At 47.5% G+C, this 21,266-nt stretch carries 21 protein-coding genes; 17 read left to right on the top strand and 4 right to left on the bottom strand.

Annotated features, from left to right (window positions below):
- Window positions 1-372 precede the first annotated feature (372 nt).
- The 9 genes from CWB98_RS12760 (at window position 373) to CWB98_RS12800 (ending at window position 7,824) form a co-directional block, all read left to right on the top strand.
- Window positions 373-1,155 (top strand): sporulation protein, encoded by a 783-nt coding sequence (locus CWB98_RS12760; protein ID WP_138545225.1) that lies wholly within the window; start codon window positions 373-375, stop codon window positions 1,153-1,155.
- A 91-nt stretch (window positions 1,156-1,246) separates the two neighbouring features.
- Complete coding sequence (locus CWB98_RS12765) at window positions 1,247-1,693, top strand: hypothetical protein (RefSeq protein WP_138545226.1); 447 nt, start codon at window positions 1,247-1,249, stop codon at window positions 1,691-1,693.
- Window positions 1,694-1,990: 297 nt separating this feature from the next.
- Window positions 1,991-2,935: a CHAD domain-containing protein gene (locus CWB98_RS12770; RefSeq protein ID WP_138545227.1), complete on the top strand. Its 945-nt coding sequence runs from the start codon at window positions 1,991-1,993 to the stop codon at window positions 2,933-2,935.
- Window positions 2,936-2,959: 24 nt separating this feature from the next.
- Window positions 2,960-3,859 (top strand): DUF350 domain-containing protein, encoded by a 900-nt coding sequence (locus tag CWB98_RS12775; protein WP_138545228.1) that lies wholly within the window; start codon window positions 2,960-2,962, stop codon window positions 3,857-3,859.
- Window positions 3,860-3,907: 48 nt separating this feature from the next.
- Window positions 3,908-5,599, top strand: a complete 1,692-nt coding sequence (locus CWB98_RS12780; protein WP_138545424.1) for a polyamine aminopropyltransferase — start codon at window positions 3,908-3,910, stop codon at window positions 5,597-5,599.
- Between the two features lie 79 nt (window positions 5,600-5,678).
- Window positions 5,679-6,092, top strand: a complete 414-nt coding sequence (locus CWB98_RS12785) for a DUF2170 family protein (protein WP_046004856.1) — start codon at window positions 5,679-5,681, stop codon at window positions 6,090-6,092.
- Window positions 6,093-6,107: 15 nt separating this feature from the next.
- A complete protein-coding gene (locus CWB98_RS12790) occupies window positions 6,108-6,797 on the top strand; it encodes a PspA/IM30 family protein (protein WP_138545229.1) in 690 nt (229 codons plus the stop codon).
- A 68-nt stretch (window positions 6,798-6,865) separates the two neighbouring features.
- Window positions 6,866-7,498: a DUF4178 domain-containing protein gene (locus tag CWB98_RS12795; RefSeq protein ID WP_138545230.1), complete on the top strand. Its 633-nt coding sequence runs from the start codon at window positions 6,866-6,868 to the stop codon at window positions 7,496-7,498.
- A gap of 59 nt (window positions 7,499-7,557) precedes the next feature.
- Entirely contained in the window at window positions 7,558-7,824 is a 267-nt protein-coding gene (locus CWB98_RS12800; protein ID WP_290444398.1) for a hypothetical protein, read from the top strand.
- 28 nt (window positions 7,825-7,852) lie between these two features.
- On the opposite strand, the gene CWB98_RS24420 is transcribed toward CWB98_RS12800, so the two are convergent.
- On the bottom strand, window positions 7,853-8,413 hold the full coding sequence (locus CWB98_RS24420) for a hypothetical protein (RefSeq protein ID WP_249364672.1): 561 nt from the start codon (window positions 8,411-8,413) through the stop codon (window positions 7,853-7,855).
- Between the two features lie 467 nt (window positions 8,414-8,880).
- Here CWB98_RS24420 and CWB98_RS12810 point away from each other — a divergent pair, with 467 nt between their 5' ends.
- The 5 genes from CWB98_RS12810 to CWB98_RS12830 all read left to right on the top strand — a co-directional run bounded on the left by CWB98_RS12810 (window position 8,881) and on the right by CWB98_RS12830 (window position 16,504).
- Complete coding sequence (locus tag CWB98_RS12810; protein ID WP_138545231.1) at window positions 8,881-10,791, top strand: flavin monoamine oxidase family protein; 1,911 nt, start codon at window positions 8,881-8,883, stop codon at window positions 10,789-10,791.
- 238 nt (window positions 10,792-11,029) lie between these two features.
- Window positions 11,030-11,719 carry a DUF3313 family protein gene (locus CWB98_RS12815; RefSeq protein WP_138545232.1) on the top strand — a complete coding sequence of 230 codons (690 nt, stop codon included), beginning with the start codon at window positions 11,030-11,032 and terminating at the stop codon, window positions 11,717-11,719.
- A 12-nt stretch (window positions 11,720-11,731) separates the two neighbouring features.
- Window positions 11,732-12,799, top strand: coding sequence for an efflux RND transporter periplasmic adaptor subunit (locus CWB98_RS12820; RefSeq protein ID WP_249364673.1), 1,068 nt, complete (start codon window positions 11,732-11,734; stop codon window positions 12,797-12,799).
- Complete coding sequence (locus CWB98_RS12825; RefSeq protein WP_138545233.1) at window positions 12,796-15,852, top strand: efflux RND transporter permease subunit; 3,057 nt, start codon at window positions 12,796-12,798, stop codon at window positions 15,850-15,852. The genes CWB98_RS12820 and CWB98_RS12825 overlap by 4 nt, the downstream gene beginning before the upstream one ends.
- 166 nt (window positions 15,853-16,018) lie before the next feature.
- Window positions 16,019-16,504, top strand: a complete 486-nt coding sequence (locus CWB98_RS12830) for a DUF3016 domain-containing protein (RefSeq protein ID WP_138545234.1) — start codon at window positions 16,019-16,021, stop codon at window positions 16,502-16,504.
- A gap of 65 nt (window positions 16,505-16,569) precedes the next feature.
- Here CWB98_RS12830 and CWB98_RS12835 read toward each other — a convergent pair whose 3' ends face one another.
- On the bottom strand, window positions 16,570-16,863 hold the full coding sequence (locus tag CWB98_RS12835) for a prephenate dehydrogenase (protein ID WP_138545235.1): 294 nt from the start codon (window positions 16,861-16,863) through the stop codon (window positions 16,570-16,572).
- A gap of 72 nt (window positions 16,864-16,935) precedes the next feature.
- Here CWB98_RS12835 and CWB98_RS12840 point away from each other — a divergent pair, with 72 nt between their 5' ends.
- Window positions 16,936-17,133, top strand: a complete 198-nt coding sequence (locus tag CWB98_RS12840) for a hypothetical protein (protein ID WP_040644570.1) — start codon at window positions 16,936-16,938, stop codon at window positions 17,131-17,133.
- A gap of 54 nt (window positions 17,134-17,187) precedes the next feature.
- Here the strand turns inward: CWB98_RS12840 and epmB are convergent, their stop codons facing one another.
- Window positions 17,188-18,207, bottom strand: coding sequence for an EF-P beta-lysylation protein EpmB (epmB, locus tag CWB98_RS12845; protein ID WP_138545236.1), 1,020 nt, complete (start codon window positions 18,205-18,207; stop codon window positions 17,188-17,190).
- Window positions 18,208-18,248: 41 nt separating this feature from the next.
- On the opposite strand from epmB, the gene efp reads away from it, so the two are divergent.
- Window positions 18,249-18,815: an elongation factor P gene (gene efp, locus CWB98_RS12850; protein WP_046004845.1), complete on the top strand. Its 567-nt coding sequence runs from the start codon at window positions 18,249-18,251 to the stop codon at window positions 18,813-18,815.
- 105 nt (window positions 18,816-18,920) lie between these two features.
- Window positions 18,921-19,919 carry an elongation factor P--(R)-beta-lysine ligase gene (epmA, locus tag CWB98_RS12855; protein ID WP_138545237.1) on the top strand — a complete coding sequence of 333 codons (999 nt, stop codon included), beginning with the start codon at window positions 18,921-18,923 and terminating at the stop codon, window positions 19,917-19,919.
- A gap of 34 nt (window positions 19,920-19,953) precedes the next feature.
- On the opposite strand, the gene CWB98_RS12860 is transcribed toward epmA, so the two are convergent.
- Window positions 19,954-21,159 (bottom strand): methyl-accepting chemotaxis protein, encoded by a 1,206-nt coding sequence (locus CWB98_RS12860; RefSeq protein ID WP_138545238.1) that lies wholly within the window; start codon window positions 21,157-21,159, stop codon window positions 19,954-19,956.
- Window positions 21,160-21,266 lie beyond the last annotated feature (107 nt).

The following is a 21,266-nucleotide window of genomic DNA, read 5'->3' on the forward strand; positions in this document are numbered from 1 at the left end:
TTCTGTGTATAAAAAGCTTGGTAAAGTGAATGATGTGATGGGGGAGTTTGTGTTGGGGAAATTAAACATCAGGGTTGTGCGATATATCTGTATTAATAGAGGTTAATCTATTTAATTTCAAAGTGAGATATAAATATAATCATAGTTTGTATGGGTTTTCTTCTTGCTTAGTGCTTAAATAAGTTAGGGAGATCACTGTTGGTATATGCTTGTGTTGGTAAATATATTCTCAATGCGATGTTTTTCTGTGGGTTTATATTATTCTCGTCAAATATGTGCAAAGAAAAAGCGGTTGACGCGTTTATATTCTTTTCTATAATCGGCCGTGAAAACCTTCAAAGATTGAGGGTGATAAAATCAATAAGGATGACTATGTCTTTTTTCAAGAAAGCACTTGGCGCTGTCGGTATTGGCGCAGCAAAAGTAGACACTTTGTTAGACCACCATCAGGTTGCACCCGGCGAAGAAATCTCTGGCACGGTTAAAATTAACGGTGGCAAGGTCGCTCAGGAGATCAACAAAATTGATCTCAAAGTGATATGCACTTACACCGTTGAAAGAGAAAACAGCGAAGGTGAGTCGGAAACAGTCACTAAGCAACACACCTTGGCCAAATTTCGTATTAATGAGCGTTTTACCATTGAGCCGGGTGATGAAAAGCATATTCCCTTTGCATTCGATTTAGACCTCGAAACGCCTATCACTGTAGGCGAGTCTCAAACCTGGATTGCCACTAATCTGGATATCGACATGGCGTTGGATAAGTCCGACCGTGATTATGTCCGCGTTGTCCCAACCGACCTGCAACAAGCCGTTATTGATAGCATGGAAGAGCTGGGTTTCAAATTGTATGAGTCAGACTGTGAAGGTATTGAAGAGGCTTCTTTCTCTCGTCTGCCGTTTGTGCAGGAGCTGGAGTTCAAAACCATTGCCGGCGAATTTCATGGTCGCTTCGACGAAGTCGAGATTGTCTTTTTTAATCGTGGCACTCAGCTGGAGGTTATTTTTGAAATTGACCGTAAAGCTCGGGGCCTCAGAGGTTTTTTTGCCGAAGCACTGGACTTAGATGAATCAAAAGCCCGTCTGGTTATCGACGAAGATAACCTGGAGGATCTCGATGATCTGATTTATGACCTGCTTGAGGATAACTGTTAACGCACAGGTTTTATCGCCAGGCCCGCGGTGTTGAACATGGCAGTTATGCCGCGAGCTCTTGACTACTCTATAGATAATTATAAGGACCATAATGAAAACACTCACTTCTTTGGTAACTATCCCGACCTTATTACTACTAACTGCATGTGGGAGTGATGAGCCATCCACTGAGCTACCACAATGTGACGATGATGATGTCATGGAGTTGGTTCATGACATCGTAAAAGAAGAAGCAAAATCTCAGTTGTTTAATGTAATGCTGACCCAAGCTGGTAAATCGGGCGAAATCACGTACGAGCGAGCTGTTGAAGTGAAAGGGCGCTCAGCAGATCTGGCAAAAGTACTGGATGCGGTCGATGAAGCGATTGAGCAGCAGGATCTGAGGTACTCAGATATCGCGCAGTCTTCCCGGGACGTCAGTTTACAAAAAATATGGTGCAGCGCCAGTATGATGAGTCCGGGTGGTCAAAAGCCCGCAATCATCAATTACACAGCATTATATGAAGGTGATGATGTTGAGGTTCTGGTGACTTTCTAACCTTTGGCATCTGCGTATCTGCGGGCAGAATAAATCTGCCCACTTTCCTTCTTAACACCATACGGTGATTTTTTTAAATTAATTGTTAGTTGCTTCTTTTTGCGCAAGTTTTTATACCTCGTTTAAACGTTATTTTTAATTCAATGGTCGTATATGCCTACATATGCTGAATTTAACCTGTGTACCTCTATTTTTAGAACTTTATAAAATGAGTTAAATATTGGCGCTTGGTTATCCACTACAATTATGTAGAATAGAAAATCTGAATTCGTATCAAGGTAGATCAGGTGACAATGAATGTCCGATTTTAAAGTTTGGAAACTGATAAGTCTGCTCTGTGTAATGTGCTTAATGTTGGGGTGCGAATCGAAAGAGGAGCGCATCCAGCAAACGATTACTTACACACTTCAGGACGCCTCAAGGGCCATCAACACCTTAGGTGATGCGCTTGATAAAAAGCAAGTGCGTAATGCCAATCTCCTAACTGAGTATGGCAATGTACTGAGTCAGCAGAATCCACAATTGAGTAACATTGCTCAATTGGTTGCACAGGATGCAACCAGTGCCGGTCCTCTATATCAAAATTTACTGACCCGCTATCAGGCGCTCAAATCCCCTCAGCCAGGTATGAGCAGTGATGACATTATTGAACAAGCGGTACTGCTCAAAGAAGCTGCCTCTTTGAGTTTGTTCAACGATGCACTGACTGATCCCATTAATGTGCTGGCCGACATGTCCAATGGCACGCTGGCCCGAGTCGGTGCTGTCAGTCAGTCCGCCGAGCAAGCAGCTAACAACGGCCAGCAAACAGTGGGTAACCAATTAGTCGGCAACGCCAACTATGGTGAATGGCAGGCCAGCTCCAATGGTACCAGTTTTTGGATGTGGTATGGCATGTACAGAATGCTCGGTGATTTGGTGGGGGATGTGGAATATAGCAGCTGGAGTAAGCGTCGGAAATATAGCTACTACAGCGATTATGGTCGCAAACGATACACCAGTTATCAGAGTTACAAGCGCCAGAATACCGTTGAGCAGCGTACTCGGCAGTCTTATCAGCGTCAGGGTAAGCAGTTTACGAGCCCTTATGCAAAAAGAAAATCGGGCGCATCTGGCCTTAGTCGCGCCAGTCACACCCCATCATCAGTATCGCGAAGCAGCTACTCGAGAGCAAAGTCGGGCTCAGGCTCAATTCGCAATAGTTCAAACCGGACCTCTCGCGGCGTTAGCCGGGGCAAGTAGTGCATCAGATAGCGGAGTTAATACATGTACCAATTTAACGGATTAACCGCCTGGACATTTCAGGCACTTCTCATCGATATGGCGGTGATCATTGCCCTGTTTGTGAGCTTAAAATATATCAAGGGGTGGGTGTCAAACCTGCACGCGAATGACGAAATTACCGAGCGCGACAACTTTGCTTTTGGCCTGAGCTTTGCAGGTGGTTTGACCGGACTTGCCATTGTACTGACTGGGATCACCAGTGGGGCTTTCGCAAGTACACTGACTCAGGAAGCCCTGCAAATGGCAGGCTATGGCGCCGTGGGGATTGTGTTGATCAAGCTGGGGCACTTTTTTCAGGACAAAGTGGCGCTGCGCAAGGTGGATTTACACAGTGAAATCCTCAAAGGCAACATCACATCGGCTTTGATTGACTTTGGCCATGTGGTCAGCGTTGCCATTGTTATCCGCTCTGCATTGCTGTGGGTACTGACGGAAGGCTGGTATGGGTTACCTATCGTGGTTGCTGCCTTTGTTATAGGTAACGTGTGCATGCTGCTGGTAAGCCAATACCGGGTACAATTGTTCAAACGTACCAACCGCAATGGTGATTGTTTGCAACAGGCCATTGTGGACAACAATGTGGCGGTCGGTATTCGCTATGCCGGGTTTCTTATTGGTGCAGCATTGGCATTGACTGCCGCGTCTGGCCTGGCACCGTATGTGGCCGACAATATGATCAATAGCCTGACGTACTGGAGTATTGCCGCGCTGGGTAGTATCGTTTTGTTCGCGCTGTTACATCTGGTGATGATCAAGGTTATTCTGGCCGGTACTGATATTTCTGATGAAGTGAATCGTCAGAAGAATATTGGTGTGGCAACCATTTCCGCGGCGGTGTCCTTTGCGGTCGGTGTTACCATGGCAACCTTGCTGGGTGCGTAATTCTTGAGTGTATCGGTACCCCCAAATCAACCTAAAGTGACCGGCAGTATGTCGCTGTTTGGTCACGATGTGTTACTGATCGGTGTGATGGCCATTTTAGCTGGTTGTGGCCTGATCTATGAATATTTACTCTCTCATTATGCCGGCAGGGTGCTTGGCTCAGTTGAAAGCGCCATTTATGCCATGATAGGCACTATGATAGTGGCAATGGGAATAGGGGCATTTTTAGCGCGCTGGTTTAAAGACCCATTTACGGCGTTTGCCTGGCTGGAAAGCCTGATTGCTTTACTGGGGATGAGCAGTATTTTGATCATCGCCAGCATTATCGCATTGACCTACACCCTACCGCACACCCTCTCCAGTCTCTATAACCTGCCACCTGATAGTTTACTCGATGGCAGACCGCTCCAGCAGTTACAAGCGTTCGCCCGTTTTTTGCCGTATGTATTTGGCTTAATTCTGGGAATACTGATCGGTATGGAAATTCCCTTGATCGCCCGTATTCGTCAGCAGGTTTATGGCCGCTTTTTAGAAAATAATGCCGGCACTATTTATGGGGCAGACTATATTGGTGCGGGAGTTGGTGCCGCTATTTGGGTCATGATCATGCTGGCGCTACCCATTATGCAGGCTGCTGCCTGGACGGCGCTGTTTAACATTGTTGCCGGACTGATTTTTTTGTGGCGTTATCATCCGTATGTAAGATTTGCCAGGCTCTTGCTGGTGTGTCATATCCTGTTGCTGGGCGTGTTTACCGTGATACTACTCAATGGTACTGCATGGATGAAAGACCTCAGCAATGTGCTATACAAAGACAAAGTGATTTACTCTGAGTCGACCAAATACCAACATGTGGTGATCACGGAGCGCCTCAGTCGTACACAGGCGACCCCTATCAATGACTTATTTTTAAATGGGCGCTTACAGTTTTCATCGGTAGACGAGCAAATCTATCACACTATGCTGGTATACCCGGCTATGCTGGCGTCTAATCGCCATGATAAAGTACTGATCATTGGTGGTGGCGATGGCCTGGCGTTACGTGACGTACTTAAGTGGCCGGTAAAAAGCGCGACATTGATTGACCTGGATGGTCAGCTGCTGTCGTTATTTGGTTTGCAGGGACAGGTGTTTGAGGCAAGACCAGAGATAACGTCCAAGCTGGTGCGGCTCAACCAGAATGCGCTCAACTCCTCCAGAGCAGAGGTGATTGTGGCAGACGCTTTTTTGGAAGTCGAAAGTATGCTCGACCGCGGTGAGCAATTCGATACGATTATTATTGATCTGCCAGACCCCAACCATCCGGATTTGAATAAACTTTACAGTGATTATTTTTATAATCATGTTCGTCAATTGCTGGCACCCGATGGGGCATTAGCCGTTCAGTCGACATCGCCTTACCATGCCAAAAGTGCCTTTATCAGTATCGCAAAAACGGTAAAACAGGCCGGGTTTGCGCATGTAGAGCAGTATCAGCAGAACATTCCCTCCTTTGGTCAATGGGGATGGACAATCGCAACGCGTACCGGTCAGCCTGCCAGTGCAAGAATTGCATCAGCCGAGCACCTGCCGGTTGCCAGTAACTGGGTGAGTAAAAAATATTTACTATCTTCTTTCGCGTTTCCTAACCGTTTCTTTGACAAGAACAAAGATATAGAAGTCAATCGCTTAGGGTCAGGTGTCCTGTACGACTATTATCGCCAGGCATGGCAAACGGAAGACGAGTTGTATAAAAATTAACGCAACAGTGTTGACATATTATGTCGCACATGCAAATCTTAACTCAGACATAATATGTCAAAACGAAAAGGTAAAAAAGATGGAATTAAATGAACTATCAATCAAATTGGCATCATTTGAAACGGAAGGTGCTAACTTCGAGTCCTTTCTGATCAGTAATGAGGGTGAGCAAGATGTATTGCAAGTGATTGTAGAGGGAAATGACGAATTACCGATTTTTGTGACTCAGACTGAAGAGCAGCTGGTGTGTATCAGCTACCTGTTTAATGAAAACGAAGTGAAGCCTGAGTTATTAAACGAGTTAAATGAAGCTTTGCTAAAACTCAATGTGCCTATCCCTTTGAGTGCGTTTGCTAAGATTGATGAACAGTACGCTATTTTTGGCGCGCTGGCTGTTTCCTCCTCCATCGATGAGATAACGCACGAACTGGTCACACTGGCAGACAACGCCATCGAAGCGCTTGACGCCGTGACTGTGTATTTAAAAGATTAATAGTGGAGTAGTGAGATGAGTATTTTAAAGAAATTATTTACAGCAGTACGTGGCGGCGCACGTGAAGTGGGTGAGTCGATTGTCGATGCCAATGGCATTCGTATCTTTGAACAGGAAATTGCCGACGCCAAAAATGCGTTGGCGAAAGCCAAAAAAAGCCTGACCGAAGTGATGGCGAAAGAGATGCAGACTAAACGCAAACTGGCCGCCCTGAATGAGAGCATTGCCGAGCATGAAGACTACGCAGGTCAGGCATTGCAGCAGGGTAATGAAGCGCTGGCAGTCGAAATCGCTGAAAAGATTGGTGAATTTGAAACAGAGAAAGAAGAGCACCAGCAAGTGCTGGATGGCTTTACTAAACATGTGATTCTGCTTAAGCAGCAAGTTAAGGACGCAGAAAAGTCGATCAAAGAAAATCAGCGTCAATTGACTATGGTGAAAACCACTGAAAGCGTGCAAAAGGCCACCATGGCGGTAAACAGCACGCTTAACACCAATGAGTCGTCTATGGTGAATGCACGTCAGTCACTGGAGCGTATTAAGCAACGTCAGCTGGACAGACAAGACCAACTGGCCGCAGCCAAAGAGCTGGAAGCTGCCGAAACAGGTGCGGACCTGAAAGCAAAAATGGCGGAAGCGGGCATTGGCGCCACGCAAAAGAGCAATGATATTCTGGATCGCATTAAGGCAAAACAAGCCAAGTAATGTGGTTTGAATGATAAAAGGAGGCCAGGCCTCCTTTTTTGCTTTGTTTATTTTCTCGAAGGTGAGTTATGTTTGGTTTTTTCAAATCGAAGAAAGACCCTGAGCGTCAGTTGAATCATGCCCGCGACTTGCGCGTCGGAGACATGTTGACGGTGATTGATTCCTTTGCCTACCCCGATTGGCTGAAAGGTCAGACGCTTAAGGTTACAGCGGTACAGACCTATCAATACCAGCACAGTGCTGAGTATGAGTTTGTGCTTGAATCAGAGTCAGGCAAAGTGGTTTTTTTACAGATAGAACAAGATGACGGCGAAGAGTGTGCCAACTTTGCAGTGAAGATCCAGCGCAATGATGTGGATGCGATATTTACGCTCGACGAATTTGCACGGATTTTTGATGAAGAATCCCTGACAGAAATTGAGACACAGACCAGGCCAGCTGCTTTTGAACGTTTTCTGGGACAGAGTTACCAGCAAAGTGAGGCGCCTTATGTGGCCTATTATTACGAGCAGGATTATCGGGGGCGCACATTGCCGCGTTATCAGGATGAAAGCGGTGAAATCTGTGAAGTGATTGAGCTGGTATCGCCCGATGAGAAGCACAGTATCAATATTGAAATTTGGGATGGCGGTGAGACAGACGTATCTCTGGTTTTAACCCGGCCGCTTAGCGACATCGTTGATCTGTTTCCCGGGGCCTGATAGTGACTGATAAACAAGCTAAATGGCAACGTCAGGAACGGGCGTTACGTGCCACCCAGATGGCGTTTGATTTAACCACTGAGGTTCAGAAAAGCCTTAAAAAGCAAGCTATTGATGAAGAACTCACGCCGTCGGATATGATCCGAAAAATCCTCGATTTAGAGGTCAAATCAAAAAAAACCCGACAGCGCTTGTCGTTTAATCTTACCGATGAAGAAATTGCCTTGCTGGCACAACGTTTTGGTGTGGACCCCACCGACAAGCGCGCAGTGAAGCAGCAGGTTGCCAGTTTACTGATCAATCGCTATACCGAGTCGCAGGGGTAGCTCTGTGCTCACCCTGCTTCCTACTTCATCAGTTTGTGCTGTGCATTTTGGTAATCGCGCGCGCGATCATAGGTTTTATCGCAAAATGAGACAAAGCCGACACCGTTGCAAACAATAGCACACCGACAAAGGGCATCGCGGGCCCTGAGGTTAAACTGGCGCCCAGAACATAGCCCAGAATGCACTCCATTCTATAAAGTGGCATAAACAGTGCGGTGATCAACAACCCCAGTAACATGAATTTGGCCAGCGTATGAAAGCCCAGACTGAAGATAATTGCCTGGCACAGACTGAACAGTAACAGTAACCAAAACCCCAGTTGAATATTACGCCAGGCTTTACTGTCGACCATGTCGTGCTGTGTATTTGCCGTCAACCTTGCCTGAATGTGTATGCCAGTTATCCACACCAGCGCGGGCAAAATAAGCAACCCCCACCAATTTGAAACGCCTGGCAGGTCTGCACGCATCAGTAAGTGGTGAGTCACTACGCCACCGTTAAAGTGCTCCCAAATGAGCTGAGCTGCCTGAAGTAGCAGAACGACAATCAGAAACACATTTCTTGTTCTGCTGAGTTGTTGTGTATTCATACTTTTTCTTCCTTATCGGGTTTGTTCTTAGTTAGTGCGTAGCGTATGAAAGCAATGGGTGTTCCATGTTTAACTCATTGATTTTTAGTGTGTTACTGGGCTTTATATTTTGCTTTTTACCAACCTTTGAGTATTTTGATTAAATGATAGTGGCTTGGAAAAATGGAGCGGGAAGCGCACGGTTTCGTGGTAACCATGAATATATTCATAATATGAGCAGGCAGAACAGGCGTGACTGAACTAGAGTTACAGGGCCTGATATCACCGCTGGCTTGCATCATAGGCAACAGATTGCGATACAGGCGGTAAACCTTACTGGAGTCAGCAGGTAGTAGGGACAGTTTATTATTCCAGGCCACCAGGTCGGCTCTATGTGTTACATCATGATATGTATGTCGGGTGTGTACACGTTAACCACGATGAGTGAAAGAGCTGGCATGGGGCGGTGTTTTTTTAAGGAGCAACTCATGGCAGAACACCAATCACGCGCACGTTTTTTTCAACAGCATCCCAAAGCCAGAGCGCATGCCGCATTGGATGACGCAACCAATCAGCAACTTAAGGTCACTCCGGGCCCCGTTACTCTGACCAAAAATAAATATCAGGGCAAAAAAGCCGTGATCATCGGAGCGGGTGTATCCGGGCTGACGACGGCCTATGAGTTGTTAGCACAACAGTCGGGTATGGAAGTCACTGTGTTAGAAGCGCAAAGCCGCACGGGAGGCCGCTGTTTGAGCCTGCGCACGGGAGACACGTTAATAGAAGATGTCGACAGTGAGCTATTTAATTCTAAACCTGGCCAGCCTCAGGTAGTTCGTTTTGACAGACCACAAGGTGACGCGGAACCTTATCTGAATGCCGGTCCCGGGCGGATCCCTTCAAGCCATAAACGTCTGCTGTCATACCTCAAACAGTTCAGTGTAGATGTGGAAGTTTACGTGATGAACAGCGAGTCAAATCTGGTTCAGATGTCGGATAGTTTTGCGAGTCTGCCGCTGGTATATCGACGTCTGGACCATAATACGCGTGGCTGGTTGGCACAAATGGTATTTGAAAACGCTGAGCAGTTGATCAAAACCACAGAGTGTGGGGTCGGCGCGCAAGATGTGCAGCGCCGCGCTGAGCAGCTTAGGGAGCTTATGATCAGCTTTGGAGAGCTCGTCCCGAGTGGGCCGAATATGGGCAAGTATGTGGTCACCGCCGGTCAGGATGGCATGGAGAATGGTCGTTCCCGGGCAGGTTATACCGAACTGCCAGGTGTGGATGCCGGCACGATAGCTGAACCTTTGAGTTTTGATAGCTTGCTGGGCTCAGAGTTTTGGGACAAGACGCGTTTTTATCAGCCCGTTGATTTTCTCTGGCAGGCAACGTTATTTCAGCCGGTAGGGGGCATGGATCAGGTTCAGCATGCATTCGCGCAACAGGTCGCCGCACTCGGTGGTACCATATTACTCAATAGTCCGGTCAAGCATATAGACTGGGACGCATCACGTCAGCAGTTTGCTATCTCTATTGCCAAAATAGGCACCCAAGATGTTGATGTTGTGTATGCTGACTATTGCTTTAGCAATATGGCGATCCCTTTCTTAAAAGAAATACTGTCAGAGACGCTTCAGGATCCAAACAGCAAAGTGGGCCTCAATGGCGAGTTTAAGTCGGCACTACAGGCGGTATATCAGTCGCAGTTTATCGATGATCAAGGCGGTTATCAGGCTAAGTTTCTGGCCTGTACCACCAAAGTGGGCTGGCAGGCAGACCGTTACTTGTGGCAGGGTAGTCAGGTTCAGGAAGTCCATGATGATAGTGCTAATGTAGATGTTCTGAGTGTGCCAGACTCTGAAATTGGCGTGGTTCCCATTTTCGGCGGTATTTCCTGGACAGACAATGATATTACCCAGATCTGGTACCCTTCTACGGCTTACCATGATCAAAAAGGCGTGCTCACTGGGGCTTATAACTTCTCTGAAATCGCTTATGAGTGGGGCAAATTGCCGGTGCAAGCCCGTCTGGATAAGGCACGTGAAGGCGCTAAGTTATTTGGTCACGCATTTGGTGATGGCCTGGAACATGGTCTGGCGATTGCCTGGCAAAACATGCCCTATATTAAAGGGGGGTGGGCCCAGTGGCATGTCGTTGGTGATCAAGCTGTGCACCACTTTAACGTGCTGACACAGGGGAGTTCAGTGACGACCACTGAGGGAGCACAAACTCAGCCAAACTTCTTTATCGTCGGTGATCAGCTTTCGTCATTACCAGGCTGGCAAGAAGGGGCTATCGCGGCAGCACTGAATGCGTTGAACCGCATGGAACGCCCGGATCTGGCCATTCCTCACCTGTCGTGTCTGCCGGATACACGTCTTATGGTTGAAGGCGTATAGCAATTTAAGCAACAGCAGTGGTGCAACAGCCGCCACTGCTGTATCTATGCATTGTCAGAACGTCTAATGGATAAATGGTATCTTTTTGGGGAAGTATGGCTGCACCCGAGTAAAAGGCTGCTATTTTTATAGAAGACAGTGACTACCGATGTGAACACATCAATTAACACGTTAGATCAGACTGTTGCATTGAACTGGTGTATTAAATGCAGACTGAATATCAAATGGAGATTTGACAATGCGTCATACCATCTTATGGTTTTTTCTGGCCCTGTTCGTGACAGGCTGTGCCAGTACCCAACAAACAACCCAATCAGGGTTTTTACCTGACTATCAGCGGTTAGTACCCTCAGAGACTTATCCAGATACAGCCCTGTATGTATCGGACGTACTTAAATCTGGTGCACTGGAAAAGGTACATACTATTTATCTGCCTCACTTTGAAATTTGGCTGCAACTTGATGAACAAAGGAAAACGGCACTGAGTCCAAAACATTTGGCGAAATTAAGTGTCTATATGCAAAGCCAATTACAGAAAAAACTGTCACCCTATTATCGGGTTGTGCTTGAGCAACCACAGAATCGTAATGCTGACGTGCTGACAATTCGCGGTGCATTTACCCAAATTGAGTTCACAGAAACAGCAATGGAGGTACGCGACTTTATTCCGATCCGTCTGGTTTATAGTGCGGGTAAAAGTGCCTATCTGATGGCAACGGAGCAATCAGAAGTTGTGACCTCAGTGTCCTTAGAGAGCATGTTTTACTTAGGCGAAAGTACAGAACCTGTGTTGATGATGTCCGCTCATAAAGAGGTAGAGTCAGTGCTCAAGCAAAATGGCGAAGAAAATACACAAGCTGTTCAAGCGGTACTTGATATCTGGATAGATAACTTCGTAACAGCAATCAGTAAATCAAAAATGATATAGCGGTGATCACCTATGATAAGAAAGCACACCTTCCTTTTAGTCGTTGCCATGACGACTTATCTGTCCGCGTGTTCTGAACAACAGACCACTGTCGACAAAGTGCAACAATTGCGTCCAGTCAGAACCATTGAGCTCAGTGTTAATAATTTCGGACCACTACAGGAATTCCCGGCAGTAGTCGATGCAGCCAGTACGGCTGATTTATCGTTTAAAGTGTCTGGGGAGCTGACTCACCTGAATGTGAAACAAGGTCAGGAAGTCACCAAGGGAGATGTGATAGCGAAACTGGACGACACTGACTACACACTGGCAGTGGAAGAGGCGCAGGCATCGTTTGAAAAAGCAGAAGCCGATTTTGAACGTGGAAAGCAGTTGATTGTAACTGGTACCATCAGTCAGTCTGATTATGACTTGCTGAAGTCTCAGTTTGCCAGCGCCAAAACCAAGCTGGCCAATGCCAGAAACAACCTTGAGTACACGCAGCTGAGAGCGTCTTTTTCGGGGATCGTGGCACGCACCCATGTGGAGCAGTTTGAGGAAGTGCAGGCCAAACAAGTGGTGGCCACATTACAGGATATAGAGCACATCAATTTGAAGGTGAATGTGCCAGAAAGCTTGATGATCCATGTCAGTAAAGACACGCCGAAACAGGTGTTTGCGGAGTTTGCAGCGATCGAGGGGAAGCGCTTTGAACTGGAGTTTGTAGAGGTGAGTACACAAGCTGACGAGGTGACGAAAACCTATGAAGTTACTCTGGGGATGCTCCCGCCTCCCGGATACAATATTTTGCCGGGTATGACGGCAAAAGTGATGGCCAGCGCGCCAAGTGAAGCTCGGTCTCGCCTGTATTTGCCCTTATCCACAGTGTTGAAAGATGAACAAGGACATTATGTCTGGACGGTATCATCGCTTGGTGAAGGAAAGGGAAAAATAAGTAAAACGCCTGTACAGATCGGCGAAGTATCTTCGCTGGGCTTTCCGGTTGTCTCCGGCGTCACTGCGGGCGTCCATGTGGTTACCGCAGGCATGAGCAAAGTGACGGATCAGCAAGTCGTGAAATTCCAGGGAGGTCGTGAGTGAACATTACCCGTTTAGCGTTAGAAAACAATCGCACAACGTGGGTTTTGATTTTTGCCTTGGTCTTCTTTGGTGTTGTGGCGTTTAATAAAATGCCCAAAGATTATGACCCCGGATTCATCATCAGAACAGCCCAGGTTGTTACCTACTTTCCCGGCGCCAGCCCACAGCGAGTCGAAGAGCTGGTTACCGATAAAATTGAAAAAGTTGTGCAACAAATTCCAGAGCTGGATTTTGTTAAAAGTACTTCGAAAACAGGTGTCTCGATTGTCAGCGTAAATATCAAAGAAAGCTACAAAGCAATGCGGCCTATCTGGGACAATCTGCGTCGTAAGATTGAGACCGTCGAAAACGATCTCCCCAGTGATGCGCAAAAGCCCATAGTGAATGACGAATTTGGCGATGTGTTTGGGGTTGTTATAGGGCTGACCGCTGAGGGGTATTCCTATCGTGAAATGGAGGAAGTGGCTGAGCAGGTCAGAGATGAGCTGTTACGACTTCCAGAAGCGGCCAAAGTCGATATTTTTGGTGCTCAGGAGCAGCGCGTCTTTATTGAATTCGAAAACGCCAAACTGGCATCGCTGGGGATCTCGCCTGGACAACTGAAAGATCAATTGGCAGCCCGTAATATTGTGAATCCGGGCGGTTCAATTTTTATCGATGATGAAACACTGGCACTGGAGCCCAGCGGTAATTTTGAGTCGGTAGACGACATCGCTGGTACCATTATAAATATAGCCGGCTCTGAGCAAGTCATTTTGCTCAGTGATATCGCCAGAGTGTACCGAGATTATGTGGATCCGGCCAAAGTGAAGGTACGGGTCGCTGACAGGCAAGGCATGACCATTGCCATTTCGATGCGCCATGGCGGTAATAATCTGCTACTGGGTGAGCAAGTGCTCAATGCAATCCATTATCTGGAGTCAGTGTACCCGATAGGTGTTGACTTCGAACTACTGTCTTTTTTACCGCGAGAGGTTGAGCAGAAAGTTGATGACTTTGTATCAAATCTAATTCAGGCAGTGCTGGTAGTTACTATCGTAATGTTGTTCAGCTTAGGGCTGAGAACTGGTTTGATTGTAGCTAGTTTGATCCCGATGAGTATGGTGTTCGGCATACTCGCCATGTCGTTTTTTGACATCAGCATAGATCAAATTTCTCTGGCGGCACTGATCATTGCGTTAGGTATGCTGGTGGATAACGGCATTGTGATGTCAGAAAGTATTATGGTACAGATGGAACGAGGCAAGTCTGCCGTTGATGCCGCTGTTGACTCGGCTGAAGAGTTGAAAGTCCCTTTGCTGGTCTCTTCGTTGACAACGGGGGCAGCATTTTTACCTATTTTCCTGGCGGAATCAGCCACAGGTGAGTACACCGCGTCTTTGTTTAAAGTGGTCACCATCACACTGCTGTGCTCCTGGTTACTGGCAATGACCATGATCCCTATGCTCTGTGTGCTGTTTACCCGAGTAAAATCGGAAGCTGCCAATTACGACAGCGGGGTGTACTTAACCTACAAGAAAATTCTGATGGGGCTGATTAAGTATCGCTGGATGACGGTGGGCGGCTGTGTCCTGATGTTCTTCCTCGCACTGCAGGGCTTGCAACTGGTGCCAAAGTTATTTTTCCCTCCATCTGATCGGGATTACTTTAAGGTTGAACTGGAGCTGCCAATTGGCACGCGTCTGAGTGCCACAGAAGCTATGGTCAAAGACATGGAAGCGTTCTTACTTCGCGATCTCAAGGTGAATGAGAGCCGTGAAAAAGGGGTGACTAATTGGGTCAGTTACGTGGGCAATGGCGGGCCGAGGTTTTTGTTAACGCATACGCCAGAACCAACCAGCTCGAATTATGCTTTGATGATAGTCTCAACGACTTCTTATCGTCATATCGACGAACTTATGGAGAAGATAGAGGCTTATGCCCTGCAACGACACCCTGACTTGCTTATCAAACAGCGCAAAATCGAAAACGGCTCACCCATAGAAAACCCGGTTGAAGTGAGGCTGTCTGGTAATGATATTCATGTCCTGACCGGGCTGGTGAATGATCTGAAAACGCAGATGCGTAACACCGAGGGGTTAAAGGCTGTGAGCGATGACTGGGGGTTGCCCATTAAGAAGCTGCAGATCAAAATCAATCAGACGCGTGCCCGGCGTGCTGGCGTATCCAGTAAGGATATTGCCAGTTCATTGCAAACCGGGCTCAGTGGGCTGGAGTTAACGCGATATCGCGAAGGGGATGAACTTATTCCGGTGACACTGCGATCTGTGGCTGCTGACAGACAGGACATTGGTAAGCTTGAAGCTATGGTCGTTTATTCTCAGGCGTCGGGTAAGTCTGTGCCACTTAAGCAGGTTGCAGATATCGAAGTGGTATGGGAGAACGCACAAATTCTCAGACGTGATCGCCTCAAGTCCGTGACTGTCGGCGCTCAGCTGGATGGTATTACCGCAGATGAGGGGTTTTCCAAGTTGATCCCCTGGCTGGATGAGCAGCAAAAAAACTGGCCATTTGGCTACAGTTATGAGCTGGGTGGTGAAGCAGAGTCGTCAGGCAAGGCAAACCAATCCATTGCCGAGAAAATGCCCATTGCAATATTCATTATTATTATCCTGTTGGTTGGTCAGTTTAATTCGTTACGTAAGTCGGTCATAGTGTTGACGACTGTACCGCTTGGCTTTATTGGCGTTGTTGCCGGGTTACTGGCCGGGCAATCTTTCTTTGGTTTTATGACCTTACTTGGGATCATTTCTTTGGCAGGGATAGTGATCAACAATGCGATTGTGTTGCTGGAACGAATTAAGTACGAACTAGATCAGGGCGGTGAACCGGTACTGGCCATTATTCAGGCTGCGCAGCAGCGGATGCGGCCAATCCTATTGACCACTGCAACCACAGTACTGGGTTTAGTGCCACTGTACCTGGGAGGCGGTGAAATGTGGGAGCCGATGGCATTGGCGATTATGGGGGGTCTGCTGTTTTCAACTATACTGACATTAGGCGTTGTGCCCGTCTTATATGCATTGCTGTATCGTATTTCGGTGAAGGCGTAGCCACGGAGCGAGGATACCAATCTGCTAAAGTCAGTGGATTGGTATCAATTTGTCGTCAAATGTTACCTTTCATTGCGCGTTCAGCAAAAAATGCAGATTATTAAAAGGTGAATGCGGCTTGGTTTAATGTGTCCGCAGATGCGTTAGCAATCATGAGGAGAAGACCATGAAATATCTATATGCAGTCACGCTGGTTTGCCTGAGTCCTTTGACTACATTGGCTGGTGAAACAAATGTCAACTGGCGAGATTTTAAAGACTATCGTGATGTAGTACCTGCCAACGAGAGCAAAGCGGGTTACCACAAGCGGATCGTCTCTCAGTTTGAGAAACATCTTAGCAAGTTGATGACGGATGCACCGCAGGGCTACCAACTCAATATCACTTTTGATGATATTGACTTAGCAGGTGATGTACGTTTTAACATGCATGATATTCGCGTTGTGAAGCCGATTTTCTTTCCACGCCTGAAAATCAGTTACACACTGACCGATAATAACGGTGCGGTTGTGGCGCAGGCTGAGGAAAAGGTGCTTAAAGATCTGTCGTTTATGGATCGGGGGCGAACTGGGCGAGACAGTGAGTTTTACTATGACAAACGGCTGCTCAGTACCTGGTATAAAGAGGAAATTGCAGACAAGTTAAAGGGATAATTGTGAGTCACGGATTAAAGGTTTTTTGCCGGGTTAGCAGACCCGGCGGTGTTTGATAGCGTGTACTACTTAAATGTAGCCAGTAACTGAATCAGCTGTTGGAGTTTAAAAACCGCTTTTTTAAGTTGTGCTTCGTCCAGTTGTTCGGCCTGGCTCAGGGCTTCAACATCGGCAGCAACGTCAAGTACGTAGGGCTTGAAACGTTTTGCTGCAAAATCAAACCCCGCATCTTCAGAAAACAACGCCTGGAATTTTCCGTGACCTTGTTGCTGTAGCTCGTCTAATTTTTTATCGGCATCAAGTGCTTGACGATAAACGAGTTTTAAGTTTTCATTCAGCTTTTCGATAACGGCTTGCATATTTTTCCTAAAGACTTGCGGGAATTGGCCGATATTGTACTTGGATCCATCAATCTTGTCAGGTATAAGCTTATGAATATATCCGGAAGTAACCTACCTGCTATGTCTGGGACGGGGCAAAGCGGCGAAGTAATGAGCGCGCAGCTAGCCAAAAAACAGCAAAAAGCAGATGGACAAGCCGCCTTGGCCTTAATTGAATCTGCTGGAAATTCAGCTCCAGCAAAGTCAACCACGGCCACCATGGGCAATAATATCAACGTCTACGTGTAGGTATTGATATGCTGTGTCTAACCTGAATTCGCAAGGCTTTGCTTGCGTGTGGTATCAGGTCGGGCTCAGTCCCAAATCAATCGGCGTCTTACTAGGTTGGCCGCCGATTTCTCTAACCAACTTGGGTACCAGAAAGCCCGGTAAGGCATCCAATAATTCATGCATCAGTGTTATGGCTGCTTGTTCTGCGACGTCAAAATGGCTCGCACCTTCTACTTTATCCAGCAAGTGCAGGTAGTAAGGCAGAATGTCTGCGTCGAACAAGGCTTCGCTCAATGCTTGTTGCGCAACCAAGCTATCGTTAATACCTTTGAGCAATACCGCTTGATTTAACAGCATAACGCCGGCGCGTTTGAGCTTTTGCATTGCCGCTGAAAAGTGTATATCGATTTCATTGGCATGATTTATGTGGTTTACCAGAATAGGCTTCAGGCGACTTTGACTCAGTATATCGCATAAGCTGTCTGTGATTCTGGCTGGGATCACCACAGGCAAGCGAGTGTGTACCCTGAGGCGCCTGAGGTGTGGGATCGCTTCGAGATGCTCAATTAGCCAGGCAAGCATGTCATCTTTGGCCATCAGCGGATCACCGCCACTCAAAATGACCTCGTTAATCTCGGGATGTGCCTTCAGGTAGTCGAAAACGGTGTGCAAAGTGCGCTTATTGAGTTGATTTTCCTGATAAGGAAAGTGCCGGCGAAAACAATAGCGGCAGTTAACAGCACAGCCAGTTTTCAGCATTAACAACACTCTGGAACGGTATTTATGCAGTAACCCAGGCAGTGCAGCCTGTTGTTCGTCGAGGGGATCTTTGTTAAATCCGCTTTTAGCCAAGAATTCCTGGTGCTGAGGCAGCACCTGCAGTAACAGTGGATCCTGAGCATCCCCATAGCGCATTTTTGCAATGAATGGACGTGGAACTCTAAGTGGAAACAAACGCTTAGCGGCCAAATCCTGTTCGCTGAAATAGCCCTCCAGACCGACCAGTCTGAGTAGTTCATCGGCATCGGTGACGACATTCGCCAATTCTTTTTGCCAGTTAGTATGCAAATTTACTTCATTTATTTGTATCATTAGCGGGTTTATTACTCGAAATACAAAGATTAGAGGATACGATGGCGAATTATAGCACCAACGAATTCAAGGGCGGCCTAAAAATTATGATCGATGGAGAGCCTTGCTCCATCCTGGAAAATGAAGTGGTCAAGCCCGGTAAGGGCCAGGCGTTTAACCGCGTTAAGATCCGTAAGCTGATCTCAGGTAAAGTTTTAGAGAAAACTTTTAAGTCTGGCGAATCGGTTGAAGGTGCGGACGTCATGGACACAGATCTGGCTTATCTGTATACAGATGGCGAGTTCTGGCACTTTATGAACAATGAAACCTTTGAGCAGATCGCTGCCGATGAAAAAGCATTGGGTGATAGCGTGAAGTGGCTGGTTGAAAACGATGTATGTACCATCACACTGTGGAATGGCAGCCCAATCGCTGTGACACCACCTAACTTCGTAGAGCTGGAGATCACTGAAACAGATCCTGGCCTGAAAGGGGATACTGCGGGTACAGGTGGTAAGCCTGCGACTTTGAGCACAGGAGCTGTTGTACGTGTTCCTCTGTTCGTGCAAATTGGCGAAGTGATCAAAGTAGATACGCGCAGCGGTGAATACGTTAGCCGGGTTAAGTAAACCAACCCGCTTTATTATCAGTTTGCCGAAGCGTTAGGTGAGCTGCTAAAGCACATAGTTAAACGGATCCCGGCAGCAGCCGGGATTTTTTTGTCTGGAGTCAATATGAGTCATGCAATATCAGACACGGCCTCTGAGTGCTTATGGGCACCCAGTGCCAGCATAGATACTTTACGCCAACGTGCCGCTATCGTCTCGAAAATCCGGATGTTCTTTGCAGAGCGTGAGGTGTTAGAAGTGGAAACGCCAAGTCTGGCGCAGGCGTCAGTCACAGATGTCCACCTTGCGACTTTTTCAACCACGTTTGTTGGACCCGGTCATGCGGCGGGTACGCCTTTGTATCTGCAAACATCGCCAGAATTTGCCATGAAGCGCTTACTGGCTGCCGGCAGTGGCGCGATTTACCAGATTGGCAAAGCCTTTCGTAATGAAGAGTCAGGTCGCCACCACAACCCTGAATTTACTATGCTGGAGTGGTACCGCCCCGGATTTGATGAGTTCGCATTGATGGCTGAGGTGGATGCCTTAATGCAGGCGATTCTGGACTGTCCTAAAGCCGAGTCACTGAGCTACCAGCAGGCCTTTATTCAGCACCTAAGTATAGACCCCCTCACAGCGTCACTGAATGAACTTAGGCTGCTGGCTTGTCAGCGCGGCCATGAGCACATTGCGAAACAAGAGCAACATCGCGATACGCTGCTGCAATTGCTGTTCTGTATGGAGGTTGAGCCGTTAATTGGCCAGCAGGCACCGTGCTTTGTCTATCACTTTCCGGCCTCTCAGGCTGCTCTGGCACAGCTCAACGCCGAGGACCCCAGAGTCGCGGGGCGGTTTGAGTTGTACTATCGTGGGATGGAACTGGCCAACGGTTTTAATGAGCTGACGGATGAGGTTGAGCAGAGTGCCCGGTTTGATGAAGACAACGCGCTGCGTACTGCGATGGGGCTGTCACCAGTGGGCAAAGACGCGCGCTTTTTGGCGGCGTTAGCACAAGGCTTGCCTGCTTGTGCCGGGGTTGCACTGGGTGTTGACCGGCTGGTGATGCTGGCAACCGGAAAAACGCAATTAAAAGAAGTCATTGCGTTTGATATAGACAGAGCCTGACCCAAAGGTTTACCTCCGGGCCAGAGCGCAGGCTCTACACAAAGCGCTTTAGCTCTTGCTGTGTTTTAGTGGAGCGTTGCTGTGCGTCCTGGCAGTCCGCCAGGGCGGCATCTATCTGTGCTTTGGCTGACTGCCCAAGTTCTACAATTCGTTGTACGGAACCATGGGTATGTTGCTGCGTCGATTCCAGCTGATGCACGGCACTGACGATCTCTTCAAGTTGTGACTGGTTACGCTCAAAGTCCTCTGACATATCAGCAAAGCCTTGCGACGTGGTGCGGATGGCTTGCTCTGCTGAACTAGAGTGATCTATCAGCTGTTCTGACTCCTGATGCGTTTCTCCCACCAACACATCCATCTGGTTGATAAAATCGCTGATCTGACGCGTCGCGTCATTGACCTTAACTGACAGGTTCCGAACTTCATCGGCCACCACCGCAAAGCCACGGCCAGCTTCACCGGCCCGTGCAGCTTCAATCGCGGCATTCAGTGCCAGCAGATTGGTCTGATCAGAAAATTCTTCAACCATTTTCAAAATGCTGCGAATATTCTCGCTGTTCTCCTTCAACCCTGCGACGGTAGAAGAAAAGCTACCCAGCAGATGGGTAATTTGCTGCACCTCTTTGACCAAAGTGGCCAATGATTGTGACGAGCCGCGGACAAAGTGCAGGCTTTCGGTATTGGCCTGATACACCTGGTCGGTATTATGCACTATGCTTTGCAGGCTATGCGTCACCTGGTCGCTGGCAGCGATAATGGTGTCACCTTGATCTATCTGCTGGCCACCCAGCAAGGCGGTTTGCTTCATAGAGTCGGTAACTTGCTGATTGCTGCGGTTTGCTGCCTCTGCACTTTGATAGGTGGCAGCCAGCAACTCACTCAGATGCTGTGTAAAGGTATTGTATTGTTCACTGAGGTCGCGAAATTCGTCGTAAGTAAACTGGGGCAGTCTGGCATCCAGGTCGCCGTCCTCTCGATTGATCTGTTCCAGTGTATCCCGCATGGCTTGTACGGGCCTCACAATGAGGTAGCGCATATAAAAAAAGGTGAAGATAAACGCACCGACAGAGATCAGAGCAAGCAGCCAGAATATTCCGGTAGATCCCCCGTGTTCAGTCAGCTCACCGTGTAGCCATAGCAAGGTGATGATTTGAAAAACTAATAAAAACCCCAGATTGCCAAAAATCTTACGGGTGAGGGTGAAGAACAACGATTCTTCGATCAAATTATATATGCGCATGTATAAACTCATATTTGGCTCTTCACTGTGCCTTTTAGCATACAGTATAGAGTAAACCCGGCAGGTGCAACTGTTTACAGGTTAAGCAATTTATTTTAGTCAGCGGC

The sequence above is a fragment of the Pseudoalteromonas rubra genome, assembly GCF_005887115.1.
Lineage (GTDB): Bacteria > Pseudomonadota > Gammaproteobacteria > Enterobacterales > Alteromonadaceae > Pseudoalteromonas > Pseudoalteromonas rubra_F.

What these genes read in the sequence shown, in the direction of transcription:
- CWB98_RS12760 (WP_138545225.1), top strand. Translation starts at nt 373, where the DNA reads ATGTCTTTTTTCAAGAAAGCACTTGGCGCTGTCGGTATTGGCGCAGCA.
- CWB98_RS12765 (WP_138545226.1), top strand. Translation starts at nt 1,247, where the DNA reads ATGAAAACACTCACTTCTTTGGTAACTATCCCGACCTTATTACTACTA.
- CWB98_RS12770 (WP_138545227.1), top strand. Translation starts at nt 1,991, where the DNA reads ATGTCCGATTTTAAAGTTTGGAAACTGATAAGTCTGCTCTGTGTAATG.
- CWB98_RS12775 (WP_138545228.1), top strand. Translation starts at nt 2,960, where the DNA reads ATGTACCAATTTAACGGATTAACCGCCTGGACATTTCAGGCACTTCTC.
- CWB98_RS12780 (WP_138545424.1), top strand. Translation starts at nt 3,908, where the DNA reads ATGTCGCTGTTTGGTCACGATGTGTTACTGATCGGTGTGATGGCCATT.
- CWB98_RS12785 (WP_046004856.1), top strand. Translation starts at nt 5,679, where the DNA reads ATGGAATTAAATGAACTATCAATCAAATTGGCATCATTTGAAACGGAA.
- CWB98_RS12790 (WP_138545229.1), top strand. Translation starts at nt 6,108, where the DNA reads ATGAGTATTTTAAAGAAATTATTTACAGCAGTACGTGGCGGCGCACGT.
- CWB98_RS12795 (WP_138545230.1), top strand. Translation starts at nt 6,866, where the DNA reads ATGTTTGGTTTTTTCAAATCGAAGAAAGACCCTGAGCGTCAGTTGAAT.
- CWB98_RS12800 (WP_290444398.1), top strand. Translation starts at nt 7,558, where the DNA reads ATGGCGTTTGATTTAACCACTGAGGTTCAGAAAAGCCTTAAAAAGCAA.
- CWB98_RS24420 (WP_249364672.1), bottom strand. Translation starts at nt 8,413, where the DNA reads ATGAATACACAACAACTCAGCAGAACAAGAAATGTGTTTCTGATTGTC.
- CWB98_RS12810 (WP_138545231.1), top strand. Translation starts at nt 8,881, where the DNA reads ATGGCAGAACACCAATCACGCGCACGTTTTTTTCAACAGCATCCCAAA.
- CWB98_RS12815 (WP_138545232.1), top strand. Translation starts at nt 11,030, where the DNA reads ATGCGTCATACCATCTTATGGTTTTTTCTGGCCCTGTTCGTGACAGGC.
- CWB98_RS12820 (WP_249364673.1), top strand. Translation starts at nt 11,732, where the DNA reads ATGATAAGAAAGCACACCTTCCTTTTAGTCGTTGCCATGACGACTTAT.
- CWB98_RS12830 (WP_138545234.1), top strand. Translation starts at nt 16,019, where the DNA reads ATGAAATATCTATATGCAGTCACGCTGGTTTGCCTGAGTCCTTTGACT.
- CWB98_RS12835 (WP_138545235.1), bottom strand. Translation starts at nt 16,863, where the DNA reads ATGCAAGCCGTTATCGAAAAGCTGAATGAAAACTTAAAACTCGTTTAT.
- CWB98_RS12840 (WP_040644570.1), top strand. Translation starts at nt 16,936, where the DNA reads ATGAATATATCCGGAAGTAACCTACCTGCTATGTCTGGGACGGGGCAA.
- epmB (WP_138545236.1), bottom strand. Translation starts at nt 18,207, where the DNA reads ATGATACAAATAAATGAAGTAAATTTGCATACTAACTGGCAAAAAGAA.
- efp (WP_046004845.1), top strand. Translation starts at nt 18,249, where the DNA reads ATGGCGAATTATAGCACCAACGAATTCAAGGGCGGCCTAAAAATTATG.
- epmA (WP_138545237.1), top strand. Translation starts at nt 18,921, where the DNA reads ATGAGTCATGCAATATCAGACACGGCCTCTGAGTGCTTATGGGCACCC.
- CWB98_RS12860 (WP_138545238.1), bottom strand. Translation starts at nt 21,159, where the DNA reads ATGCGCATATATAATTTGATCGAAGAATCGTTGTTCTTCACCCTCACC.